The sequence below is a fragment of the Sulfitobacter sp. 1A15299 genome (assembly GCF_043556915.1).
Taxonomy (GTDB): domain Bacteria; phylum Pseudomonadota; class Alphaproteobacteria; order Rhodobacterales; family Rhodobacteraceae; genus Sulfitobacter.
The window spans coordinates 1-12315 of record NZ_JBIFFJ010000048.1 but is presented as its reverse complement, the minus strand read 5'-3'; the positions used below and the strand labels follow the sequence as shown (position 1 = coordinate 12315).

General features: G+C 62.8%; 10 protein-coding genes and 1 tRNA gene. 10 read left to right on the top strand and 1 reads right to left on the bottom strand.

The genetic code is table 11. The annotated features are described in order from the left end of the window. Positions 1 to 213: 213 nt before the first annotated feature. The 10 genes from ACGYK7_RS18395 (at position 214) to ACGYK7_RS18350 (ending at position 11838) form a co-directional block, all read left to right on the top strand. Positions 214 to 1851 carry a BCCT family transporter gene (locus ACGYK7_RS18395; protein WP_394403852.1) on the top strand — a complete coding sequence of 546 codons (1638 nt, stop codon included), beginning with the start codon at positions 214 to 216 and terminating at the stop codon, positions 1849 to 1851. A gap of 98 nt (positions 1852 to 1949) precedes the next feature. Beyond that, positions 1950 to 3173 carry an aminotransferase class V-fold PLP-dependent enzyme gene (locus ACGYK7_RS18390; RefSeq protein ID WP_394403850.1) on the top strand — a complete coding sequence of 408 codons (1224 nt, stop codon included), beginning with the start codon at positions 1950 to 1952 and terminating at the stop codon, positions 3171 to 3173. A gap of 61 nt (positions 3174 to 3234) precedes the next feature. Continuing rightward, a complete protein-coding gene (locus ACGYK7_RS18385; protein ID WP_394403849.1) occupies positions 3235 to 4656 on the top strand; it encodes a cryptochrome/photolyase family protein in 1422 nt (473 codons plus the stop codon). Between the two features lie 62 nt (positions 4657 to 4718). Then, positions 4719 to 5930: a class I SAM-dependent methyltransferase gene (locus tag ACGYK7_RS18380; RefSeq protein WP_394403847.1), complete on the top strand. Its 1212-nt coding sequence runs from the start codon at positions 4719 to 4721 to the stop codon at positions 5928 to 5930. 36 nt (positions 5931 to 5966) lie between these two features. After that, positions 5967 to 6407: a TrgA family protein gene (locus tag ACGYK7_RS18375; RefSeq protein ID WP_394403846.1), complete on the top strand. Its 441-nt coding sequence runs from the start codon at positions 5967 to 5969 to the stop codon at positions 6405 to 6407. 5 nt (positions 6408 to 6412) lie between these two features. Next, complete coding sequence (locus tag ACGYK7_RS18370; RefSeq protein WP_394403845.1) at positions 6413 to 7546, top strand: NUDIX domain-containing protein; 1134 nt, start codon at positions 6413 to 6415, stop codon at positions 7544 to 7546. Between the two features lie 13 nt (positions 7547 to 7559). Next, on the top strand, positions 7560 to 8594 hold the full coding sequence (locus tag ACGYK7_RS18365) for a cysteine synthase A (protein ID WP_394403843.1): 1035 nt from the start codon (positions 7560 to 7562) through the stop codon (positions 8592 to 8594). Beyond that, positions 8591 to 10957, top strand: coding sequence for a DUF3772 domain-containing protein (locus tag ACGYK7_RS18360; RefSeq protein ID WP_394403842.1), 2367 nt, complete (start codon positions 8591 to 8593; stop codon positions 10955 to 10957). Before ACGYK7_RS18365 ends, ACGYK7_RS18360 begins: the two co-directional genes overlap by 4 nt. Continuing rightward, positions 10954 to 11676: an alanyl-tRNA editing protein gene (locus tag ACGYK7_RS18355; RefSeq protein WP_394403841.1), complete on the top strand. Its 723-nt coding sequence runs from the start codon at positions 10954 to 10956 to the stop codon at positions 11674 to 11676. The genes ACGYK7_RS18360 and ACGYK7_RS18355 overlap by 4 nt, the downstream gene beginning before the upstream one ends. 72 nt (positions 11677 to 11748) lie before the next feature. After that, a tRNA-Ser gene (locus tag ACGYK7_RS18350) sits at positions 11749 to 11838 on the top strand. A gap of 105 nt (positions 11839 to 11943) precedes the next feature. Here ACGYK7_RS18350 and ACGYK7_RS18345 read toward each other — a convergent pair. Next, positions 11944 to 12234, bottom strand: coding sequence for a hypothetical protein (locus ACGYK7_RS18345; RefSeq protein WP_394403840.1), 291 nt, complete (start codon positions 12232 to 12234; stop codon positions 11944 to 11946). Positions 12235 to 12315 lie beyond the last annotated feature (81 nt).

Here is a 12315-nt window from a genome sequence, read left to right as displayed (position 1 = left end):
CGGCTTATATCCATGAGGCCAACATACCGGACCTCGTTCGCCACTGGAGAGCGACCGCCGCAATCACACCATGTCGTTTTAGCCAAGTTTCCAAGGGGGTTTGGCCACAATGGCTTGCCCAATGGCCGCAAGCCCCTATCCTGTTGCGCACGGATGAAAAAAACAGAACGCCGCGTTCTGCGCGGCAATCTGTCATCAAAGAGGGAACAGATAATGAGCGATACCAATTCGCACGGCATCCCCGAGCCTGAGGGCAAGGCGGATGTCATCGACACCGATTACGAGATCGGTCAGGACAATATCGAACGGCAGATCGGGCCGTTCGGGCTAGATATTCACAACCCGGTTTTTCTGATTTCGGGGCTCGCGGTCGTGATCTTCGTTTTCTACACTATCGCATTGCCAGAGCAGGCCGCCGCGATCTTCTCGGCCATGTTCAACTTTACCACCAAAAACTTTGACTGGTTCCTGATCGGCTCTGCCGACCTGGTGGTGATCTTCGCGCTTTTGCTAATCGTAACGCCCTTTGGCAATGTCCGCCTTGGCGGCAACGAAGCAGTGGCGGATTACACCTATCTGGGTTGGTTCGCGATGCTTTTCGCGGCGGGCATGGGCATCGGCCTGATGTTCTACGGCGTGTCCGAGCCCTTGACCCATTTCTCGACCTCCATGGGCGAGATCACGACAGAGAACGGTTTGCGCACCGACTGGGCCCCCTTGGGTGCCGCCACGGGTGACGAAGCCGGTTCGCTGCGCCTTGGCATGGCGGCGACGATCTATCACTGGGGTCTGCACCCTTGGGCGATCTACGCCATCGTCGCGCTGGCGCTGGCGCTGTTCACCTACAACAAAGGTCTGCCGCTGACGATCCGCTCGGCCTTTTATCCGGTTCTGGGCGAACGTGTTTGGGGCTGGCCCGGGCATATCATCGACACCATCGCGGTTTTCGCCACGCTCTTTGGTCTGGCGACGTCGCTCGGGCTGGGTGCCACGCAGGCGAACGCAGGTCTGAACGAATTGTTCGGCGTTCCCATCGGCACCACCTCCGAGATCGTGCTGATTTCCCTGATCACCGCCGTGGCGCTGGTCTCGGTTCTGCGCGGCCTCGATGGCGGTGTGAAAGTGCTGAGCGAGATCAACATGGGGCTGGCCGCCTTGCTGGCGCTGTTCACGCTCTTTGTCGGGCCGACGATCTTCCTGCTGTCCTTCTTCTGGGACTCGTTGGTGGCCTATATCGAATTCCTGCCCGCGCTGGCGAACCCGTTTGGCCGTGAAGACGTGAACTTCTCCCAGGGCTGGACGGCCTTCTACTGGGCGTGGTGGATCAGCTGGTCACCCTTCGTCGGCATGTTCATCGCCCGCGTCAGCCGGGGCCGTACCGTGCGGGAATTCGTGATCTGCGTGCTGCTGATCCCCTCGCTGGTCTGTGTGCTCTGGATGTCGATCTTTGGCGGCACCGCGATCCATCAGGTGCTGAACGACGGCTACACCGCGGCGCAAGATGCGGGCCTGCCGTTGCAGCTGTTCAAAATGCTCGACGCGCTGCCGCTGGCTTCGATCACCTCCTTCATCGGCATCGTGCTGGTGGTGGTGTTCTTCGTCACCTCGTCGGACTCCGGGTCGCTTGTGATCGACACGATCACGGCGGGCGGCAAGGTCGACGCACCGGTGCCGCAGCGGGTGTTCTGGTGCATCTTTGAGGGTGCCGTGGCCATCGCGCTGTTGATCGGCGGCGGTTTGGCGGCGCTGCAATCCATGGTGATCTCCACCGGCTTGCTGTTCACGCTGCTGCTGCTCTTCATGTGCTTCTGCATCTTCCGTGGCCTGCAGGACGAGCGTAAAATTCGTTAACCTGCACAACCTTTAAGACAATGATGACGGCGGCCCCATGGGGTCGCCGTTTTCTTTGGGCGCTTGACCTTGGCCGCGCTGCGGTCAACCTTCGCGCCATGCATATTGATTCCGAATGGGTCCGCGCCCAATTTCCCGCCTTCGCCGAGCCGAGCCTTCAGGGGCAGGCTTTCTTTGAGAACGCCGGCGGGTCTTATACCTGCCGCCAAGTGATCGACCGGCTGCATCGCTTTTACACCCAGCGAAAGGTGCAGCCCTATGGCGCCTATGAGGCCAGCCGGCTAGGCGGGGAGGAGATGGACGAGGCCCGCACCCGCATGGCCGCGATCCTTGGCGTGACCCCGGAGGAGCTAAGTTTTGGCCCATCCACCACGCAGAACACCTATGTGCTGGCGCAGGCTTTTGGTCAGATGATGCAGCCCGGTGAGGCGATCGTCGTGACCAATCAGGACCATGAGGCCAATACCGGCCCGTGGCGCAGGCTCGCCGCGCGGGGGATCGAGATCCGCGAATGGCAGATCGATCCTGAGACCGGGCACCTCGATCCCGCCAAGCTCGAAGACCTCTTGGACGAGAATGTCCGGCTGGTCTGCTTCCCGCATTGCTCAAACGTGGTGGGCGAGATCAACCCGGTGACCGAGATCACGGCGCTGGCCCATGCCGCCGGTGCTTTCGTCTGCGTCGATGGCGTGTCCTATGCACCGCATGGCTTTGCCGATGTTGGGGTGCTGGGGCCGGATATCTACCTTTTTTCCGCCTACAAAACCTTCGGGCCGCATCAGGGTGTCATGGTCATCCGCCGGGCGCTGGCCGAACTGCTGCCGAACCAAGCGCATCACTTTAACGGGGACGTGCTTTACAAACGTTTCACCCCCGCCGGGCCGGATCACGCGCAGATCGCAGCCAGCGCGGGCATGGCGGACTATATCGACGCCTTCCACGCCCACCATATCGGCAGCACTGCCGGGGCCACGGCGCGTCGTGTCGCCGTGCATGATGCGATGCGCGCCCATGAGACGGCTCTGTTGCAACCGCTGCTGGATGCCATGGCGGCGCGCAACTCGGTGCGGGTCATCGGCCCCACCGATGCGGCAACCCGCGCGCCCACGGTGGCATTGGCGCTTGATCGACCGGGGGGCGAGATGGCGCAGGCACTGGCCGCACGCGGCATCATGGCAGGGGGCGGCACATTCTACGCGGGCCGGGCGCTTGATGCGATGGGGGTGGATGAGGCCAAAGGCGTGCTCCGGCTCAGCTTTACCCATTACACCACGCAGGAGGAGATGGATAAACTGCTGAACGCGCTGGATGATCTGCTCTGACCCTTGACCCGGGCGCAGGGGCGCTATGTTGCGGGACAGGTGCAGGAGCAAGACCCCGAACGTGAGCGACAATTCCCCGATTATCATGTGGTTCCGCCGCGATCTGCGGCTGAGCGACCATCCCGCCCTGTCGGCGGCCTGCAAGACGGGCCGTCCGGTTATCCCGCTATTCATCCACGATGCGCAATCAGAGGCTTTGGGCGCAGCCCCGAAGTTCCGCCTCGGCCTGGCCCTGGACTGCCTTGGGGAGACCTTGGCCGAGAAGGGCAGCCGCCTGATCCTGCGTCGCGGCGACGCGCTTGAGGTGCTGCGCGAGGTGATCGAGGCAACCGGCGCGGGGGCGGTCTATTGGAGCCGCCTTTACGATCCCGCCGCCATTGACCGGGATGCGCAGGTCAAAGAAGCGCTGAAAGACGATGGGCTCGAGGCCTGCAGCTTTGCCGGACATCTGATGTTCGAGCCTTGGACGGTTGAGACCAAAACTGGCGGTTTTTACAAAGTCTTCACCCCCTATTGGAAGGCGGTCCGGGGCCGCGATGTGGCGGCCCCCTTGGCCACCCCAAGCGACATCCCAGCCCCGCAAAGCTGGCCCGAGAGCCCCGCGCTGGACGATTGGCAAATGGACGCCGAGATGCAGCGCGGGCGCGACGTGGTGCGCCCCTATGTCCGGCTGGGTGAGGCTGCGGCACAGGCGCGGCTTGGTTCTTTCATGGCCCATATCGTCGAAGGCTACGACGAAAGCCGCGACCTGCCGGGCGAAGATGGCACCTCGGCCCTGTCGGAAAACCTGTCGCTGGGTGAGATCAGCCCGGCCCAGTGCTGGCACGCGGGCCGGCGGGCGATGCAGGAGGGCAAGCGCGGGGCTGAGACCTTCCTCAAGGAACTCGCCTGGCGCGAGTTTGCCTATCACCTGATGTACCATACGCCGCGCATCCTTGACCAAAACTGGCGTGAGGAATGGCAGGCTTTCCCGTGGAATGAGGACGCGCGCCGCGCCGAGGTGCTGGCGTGGAAACAGGGGCGCACCGGCGTGCCCTTCGTCGACGCGGCCATGCGCGAATTGCAGGTCACGGGCCGGATGCACAACCGGGGCCGCATGATCGTGGCAAGCTATCTGACCAAGCACCTGATGTGTCATTGGCGGATCGGGCAGAAGTGGTTCGAAGAACATCTGATCGATTGGGATCCGGCCAATAACGCGATGGGCTGGCAATGGGCTGCGGGCTCCGGCCCCGATGCGACGCCGTTCTTCCGCATTTTCAACCCCGAGACCCAGCTTGATCGGTTCGACAAGGGGCGCGACTACACCCGCCGTTGGATTGCCGAGGGCCGCGCGAAACCGAGTGACGAGGCGCTGGCCTATTTCGACGCGATCCCGCGCCATTGGGGGCTGAGCCCGGAGGACGGCTACCCCGATCCGATCGTCGATCTGTCGGAAGGGCGGGAGCGCGCGCTCGACGCCTATCGCAACCGCGACTTTTAACTTTTTGCGAAACAGCAGCCTGCGGTTACAGTGGGCGTCAATAACAAGAACGGAACCGAGGTATGAAGCTTACGACCACCGAGGGGCAGAAAGGTCTGCCGCGCTATTTCCCGCAGGTCTTCGCGATGGCGCAAGAGATGCAGCACGGGCGGGTGGACTTTGTCCTGCCCGATGGCCGCATGTTCCGTGCCGAGGGGGCCAAACCCGGCCCGGTGGCGGAACTGCACATCCATAACGATGACCTCTTCGCCCGGTTGATCCGCGAGGGCGATCTGGGCTTCTGTGACGCCTATCTGGACGAATGGTGGTCGACCCCGGACCTGCAGGCCTTCATGGATCTGGTTCATGCAGGGAACGAGACGGTCTATGACGGTTTCCCCGGCCAAGGGCTGCTGCGCCAGTTCGAGAAGTTCCGGTTTTGGCTTCAGCGCAACAACCGCAAACAGGCCAAGCGCAACATCAGCTATCACTACGATCTGGGCAATGCCTTCTACAGCCTCTGGCTGGATGATACGATGACCTATTCCTCGGCCATTTTTGAGGGCGACGCCCAGCAATCGCTTGAGGCCGCGCAGCGGGCGAAATACAAGTCCATGGTCGATCAGATGGGCGTGCAGCCCGGCGACCACGTCTTGGAAATCGGCTGTGGCTGGGGCGGTTTTGCGGAATATGCCGCCGCCGAACGCGGGCTGAAGGTGACAGCACTGACCATCAGCCAAGAGCAGTTCAACTACGCCCAAGAGCGCATCGCCAAGGCGGGGCTCTCGGATCGTGTGACTTTTAAACTGCAAGACTACCGCGACGAGACCGAGAGCTATGACGGCATCGCAAGCATCGAGATGTTCGAGGCGGTGGGCGAGAAATACTGGCCGGTCTATTTCGACACGCTGCACCAGCGCCTGAAACCGGGCCGCGCGGCGACTTTGCAGATCATCACCGTCGCCGACCGCCGGTGGGAGGTCTATAAACGCGGGGTAGATTTCATCCAAAAATACATCTTCCCGGGCGGCATGTTGCCCAGCCCCACGATCCTACGGGAGCAGGTCGAGCGGGCAGGGCTGGTGGTCGACCGGTCGATCGAATTCGGCAAAAGCTATGACATCACCCTGCGCCGTTGGCATGAGACCTTTAACGAGAAATGGGATCAGATCACCGCGCTTGGCTTTGACGAACGCTTTCGCCGGATGTGGAATTTTTACCTCACTTCCTGTGCCGCGACATTCGACAGTGGCAATTGCGATGTGACGCAGATTACGGTACGGCGACCGGTGTGACCGCCCCTGCGGTCCCCCCCCGCAAGGAGCCGAAAAATGCCGAATGGTGCACGACTTATGGCGGCGATCTCACTCGCTGTGCTGGCCTTTGTCCTGTCGGGCATGGTGGTGCCCCTAATGCCGGAAAGCACGGATTTCGGATATTTCCTGCCGCTCAACGTCGTGCTGGGCCTCCTCGTGGGCTGGCGCGTCATGGGCCGGCGCGCGGGCCGGGGCATGGTGGCTGCGATCAACAACGGTTTTGCCGGCGTCTTTGTGCTGATGCTTTGGGCGATCTTCTTGCAGGCGGCGAATGAAATGGTCCGTCTGGCGCTGCGCAACCGCTATGACGATCCCTTCGAAGCCATCGTCGCCGTGTTCCAGATCGGCGCGGAATTTGGCCTGATGATCGCCACCGTGCCCATCGGCGTGGCGCTTGTCATCGGTGGCGTGATCGTGGGGCTTTTGACAGAATTTGCTTATAATCGTTGGCCCTGACCCCCATGCGACATCTCTTTATCTACGGCACCCTGCGGCATCTGCCGCTCTTGGAAATCGTGCTTGGCCGCTCTTCCGAGGCGATTGACCTCAGCCCCGCCAATCTGCCCGGCTACCACGTCTCGGCTGCCGCCGAAGGGCCGTTTCCGACGATTGAGGCGCGCGAGGGCGCGCGGGCCGAAGGGTTGCTGGTGCGGGGGCTGAGCGCGGATGATTTTGCGCGGCTCGATTTCTATGAAGGCGCCTTCGACTATGATTTGGTGCCGGTGACACTGGCGGACGGGCAGGGGGCCGAGGTCTATCTGCCCCAGCCCGGGCGCTGGACCGCGCAGGGGCCATGGTCCTTGTCAGAGTGGGAGCGTGATTGGGCCGCGCTTTCCTGCCACGCCGCGCGCGAAGTGATGAGCTATATGGGCCAGCGCCCCCGCGCCGAGGTCGATGCGATGTTCCCAATGATCCGCCGCCGGGCCCATCAGCAGGTGCTGGCGGCACAAAGCATGCATGATCCGCTGGCGCTTGATGGCAAGGTCGAGGTGATTGACCGTCGCCGCGTTTACGCGAATTTTTTCGCACTGGATGAAATCTCGCTGCGGCATGAGACCTTTGACGGCAGCCTGTCGGCACAGATCGACCGCGCGGTCTTTGTCAGCGCGGATGCCGCGCTGGTCCTGCCCTATGACCCGCAGCGTGACCGCGTGCTGCTGGTTGAGCAAATCCGCATGGGCCCGCTGGCGCGCGGTGACCGGACCTGCTGGCAGTTGGAACCCATCGCGGGCCACATCGACCCCGGAGAGACCCCGCAGGCCGCCGCGCGGCGCGAGGCGCAGGAGGAGGCGGGCATCACCTTGGGTGCCTTGGAGCCGGTCGGAAACGTCTATGCCTCCCCCGGAAATGCGACGGAATTCTTTCACATTTTCGTGGGATTGGCGGATTTGCCGGATCATATCATGGGCACAGGCGGTTTGCCTGCGGAGGGCGAGGATATCCGGTCGCATCTGATGTCATTCGATGATCTGATGGCCTTGGCAGATGCGCAGGCCCTTGCCAATGCGCCATTGGTGGCGAGCGCCTATTGGCTGGCGCGCCACCGCGAACGCTTGAGGTCCGAAGGCACGACAGCTAAACCGGACGGAACATGAACTGGGGGCAAACATGCAGGTTGCTAAAGATTTGGCCGAGGCCATTGGAAACACACCGCTGATCCGGCTGCGCGGCGCGAGCGAAGAGACCGGCTGCGAAATCTTGGGCAAGGCGGAGTTCATGAACCCCGGCCAGTCGGTCAAGGACCGCGCGGCGCTGTTCATCATCCGTGACGCCATCGCACGGGGTGAGTTGAAGCCCGGCGGCACCATCGTCGAAGGCACTGCGGGAAACACCGGCATCGGGCTTGCGCTGGTGGGCGCGTCGATGGGGTTCAAGACCGTCATCGTCATCCCCGAGACACAATCGCAGGAAAAGAAAGACATGCTGCGGCTGGCCGGCGCCGAACTGGTGCAGGTGCCCGCCGCTCCCTACAAAAACCCCAACAACTTCGTCCGCTATTCCGAGCGTTTGGCCAAGGAATTGGCCAAGACCACGCCCGAGGGGGTGATCTGGGCCAACCAGTTCGACAATACCGCCAACCGGCAGGCCCATATCGAAACCACCGGCCCCGAGATCTGGGAACAGACCGGCGGCAAGGTCGATGGCTTTTGCTGCGCGGTCGGCTCGGGCGGGACACTCGTTGGCGTGGCCATGGCGCTGCAACCCAAAGGCGTGAAGATCGCGCTGGCCGATCCTGATGGCGCAGCGCTGCACAGCTACTATACCGAAGGCGAGTTGAAGTCCGAAGGCAGTTCCATCGCCGAGGGCATCGGTCAGGGGCGGATCACCGCGAACCTCGAAGGGTTCAAACCTGACCATTCCTATAACATCTCGGATGAAGAGGCGCTGCCGGTCGTCTTTGACCTGCTCGAGAATGAGGGGCTCTGCCTTGGTGCGTCGTCGGGTGTCAACGTCGCCGGTGCCATACGTCTGGCGAAAGACATGGGGCCGGGCCATACCATTGTGACCGTGCTTTGCGACTTCGGCACGCGCTATCAATCCAAGCTCTTCAACCCGGATTTCCTACGCGAGAAGGGGCTGCCGACGCCCGCTTGGCTTGATGCCGCGCCACAATCCATCCCAGGTGTTTTCGAGGATACATGACCCAAATGCTCCGCTTCGCCCTTGGCCTCACCGCGTTGCTGGTCTGGCTGACCGGCGCTGCTGTCGCACAGGAACCGGTTCTGCCGGATTTCGACCAATGGGAAACCGTCGCCTCTTCGGCTGAAGAGGCGGTGGACGACCCCGGCACCACCGAAACCATGCTGGAGGTGCAGCGCGCCCGGCTGGTGGACTACCGCGCCCAGTTCGACGCGGCGCGCAACCTCAATGCCGCGCGGATCACCGCCCTGCGCGAACAATTGGCCGCGCTCGGAACCCCGCCCGAGGGCGAGGGGGCCGAGCCGGAATCTCCCGAAGTCGCTGCCAACCGTGAAGAGCTGAACCGACAGCTCAACACCCTGCTGACCCCGGTCCAACGGGCGGAGGCAGCATATCTGCGCGCCGATGCGCTGATCGGGCAGATCGACGTGGCTCTGCGCGAACGCCAGACCGAGCAGTTGATGGAGGTGGTGCCCACGCCGCTCAACCCCATCCATTGGCGCACCGCGATTGACGATCTGGCGACAGCGGCGGGTGAGATCGCCGCCGAGGCGCCTGACGATGCCGACACGGCGCGGCGCAGCCTGCGTTCCTCCCTGCCTGCGGTTTTGGCCCTCACCATTCTGGGCTTGGTGCTGATCCTCCGCGGCCAACATTGGTCGACCGCGATCGTGGGGCGGCTGCAGCAATTCGGCGCGCGTGGTTTTGGGATCTGGCGCTTTGTCGTGTCGCTGCTGCGGATCATCCTGCCCACGGTCGGTCTGGTTTTGCTGGCCATGGCCGTTTTGGCGACCGATTGGCTCGGCCCGCGCGGCTCGGCTCTGGTGCAACTGATCCCGGTGATCGGCGGCGCAATGCTGGGCGTTCGCTGGGTCGCCGAACGGGTGTTCTCGCGCGATGATGACGAGGCGCTGATCCTGCTGCCCGCGGCTGAGCGCAAAGCGGTCCGTTTCTACGTCAGCATCATCACCGTCACCGTCATACTGGGCGCGATCGTTACCGCCATCTTCGACGGCCAAGACCCGGCGGAAACCACCGAGGCCGTGCTGCGCCTGCCGGTGATGCTGCTGAGTGCCTTTGCCCTGTTCCGCATCGGGAAAATTCTGCACGGTTACAGCGATCCGGTGACGGAGGACGTCTCCGCCGCCGAAGAGCCGCGGACCTCGACCCTGAACCGCGTCGTGCGCGGGCTGGGCCTGGGCGCGATGATCGTGGCCGTGGTAGCCCCACTGCTGCTGGTCAGCGGCTATTACAACGCCGCCGACTCGCTGCTGCCGCCCTATGTCACGACGCTGGTGCTTCTGGGGCTTGTGATGACGCTGCAACGCTTCTTGGCCGATGTCTACGGCGCCATGACCGGGCAGGGGGTGCAGGCGCGGGACGCGCTGATGCCGGTTTTCTTTGGCCTCATCTTGTTGTTGCTGTCGCTCCCCCTGATGGCGCTGGCATGGGGCGCGCGGGTCACCGACCTGACCGAGCTTTGGGCCCTGTTCAGCCGGGGCTTCGCCTTTGGTGAGACGCGGATCCGCCCGACCGACTTCCTGTCCTTCGCGGTGATCTTCGTGATCGGCTATGCCGCCACCCGTCTGATCCAAGGGGCGCTGCGCAGCAATGTCCTGCCCAAGACGCGGATGGACATCGGGGGGCAGAATGCCATCGTCTCGGGGATCGGCTATGTCGGTATTTTCCTCGCCGCGCTGCTCGCCATCACCGGGGCGGGGATCGACCTTTCCGCGCTGGCCTATGTCGCCGGGGCGCTGTCGGTCGGTATCGGTTTCGGTCTGCAAAACGTGGTATCGAACTTCGTCTCCGGCATCATTCTGTTGATCGAACGCCCGATCTCAGAAGGAGATTGGATCGAGGTGGGCGGCCAGATGGGCTATGTGCGCGACATCTCGGTGCGCTCCACGAGGATCGAAACGTTCGATCGAACCGATGTCATCGTGCCCAACGCCGATCTGATCAGCGGCACGGTCACCAACTACACCCGTGGCAATACCGTGGGTCGCCTCATCGTGCCCGTGGGCGTGGCTTACGGCACCGATACCAAACGGATCGAAGGCATCCTGCAAGAGATCGCCGAGGCGCAGCCTATCGTCCTGACCAACCCGCCGCCCGCGGTCTTGTTCTTGAACTTCGGGGCCGATGCGCTGGAGTTCGAGGTGCGCTGCTATTTGCGGGACGTGAACTGGATGATGAAGGTCAAAAACGACATCAACCACGCCATCGCCGCGCGTTTCAAAGAGGAAGGGATCGAAATTCCCTTCGCCCAACGCGACCTATGGCTGCGCAACCCTGAGACCTTGCAGCCCGCGACCAGTGCCAGCGTCCAAGACGGCAGCGACAAGGCGGAGCCGCAGGCATGACGGGCGAGCTCTACCGGACCGAGACCTATTTGCGCGATGCGCCGGCCCGCGTGGCGGCCCATACGCCCGAAGGTGGGGTGATTTTGGACAATTCCCTGTTCTACCCCACAGGCGGTGGCCAACCGGGCGACAGCGGGTGGCTGACATGGGACAAGCAAGAGCTGACCATCGCGACCACGGTGCGCGACCGCGACAGCGGGCGCATCGCGCTGGTCCCGGCAGAGCCGCGTCCCTTGCCGCCGGTGGGGGCTTTCGTGAAACAGGAACTCGACTGGGACCGTCGACATAAACATATGCGCGTGCATACGGCGCTGCATCTTTTGTCCGTCGTCATTCCACATCCGGTTACGGGCGGACAGATTTCGGCCACCCATGGGCGGCTCGACTTCAACATGCCCGATGCGCCGCAGGACCGCGAAGAACTGGAGGAGGCATTGAATCACTTCGTCTCCCTTGATGCGCGGGTGAGCGAGGACTGGATCACCGAGGCCGAATTGGATGCCACGCCCGAACTGGTCAAAACCATGTCGGTCGCCCCGCCCCGCGGACGAGGGGACATTCGCCTGATCCGCATCGGAGAGGCGCAAGACCCCATTGATCTGCAGCCCTGCGGCGGCACCCATGTCGCCCGCACCGGCGAGATTGGCGGTCTTCGCCTTGGAAAGATTGAGAAAAAGGGCCGTTTGAACCGCCGGGTCTATGTTCATCTGGGCGGTTAGATAAATTTATCCTCTCTGGGGGGAATTCGCTCTTGCAACTCACTGCCGCCCCAAGCTAAACCCCGCCTCAACGGAGCGGTGGCCGAGTGGTCGAAGGCGCACGCCTGGAAAGTGTGTAGGCGGGAGACCGTCTCCAGGGTTCGAATCCCTGTCGCTCCGCCATTTTCCTTTTCTGCAAAGAGTAACTGTTGGCCCGTCGGCCATACGGTTTCGCTTGTAGAAAAGCCCGGCACCCTTCGGGCCGGGCACTCTCAAGTCAGTCAAAGCTTAGCGGGAGTCATTGCCCGCGCCATAACCCCCATAGGCGAAACCTGCGCCCAAGCTGCCCACTGGCCCGCTGGTTGAGAGGGTGGCGACAGGCGCGCGCGCGCCCGAGAATGTGTCCAAGCGCAGGACCGCGGCGCGCTCATTAGGGCGGGTTTCACCGGCATCTGCGGCATAGACAACGTCGGCCGTTACGGACGTATCCAAGCGCAGGTCTTCGTAGCGTGTCGACTGCCCTGCAAAGCTGGCGGAAGCGATCAATGTGGCGGCGGCGGTTGCGATAAAAAGTTTCATTGTTCTAGGGTCCGTGGACATTCACTTTGAGGCAATGACCGTTGCGGCGAGGTGCCAGTTGGCGGCATAGCTGGACGCGGT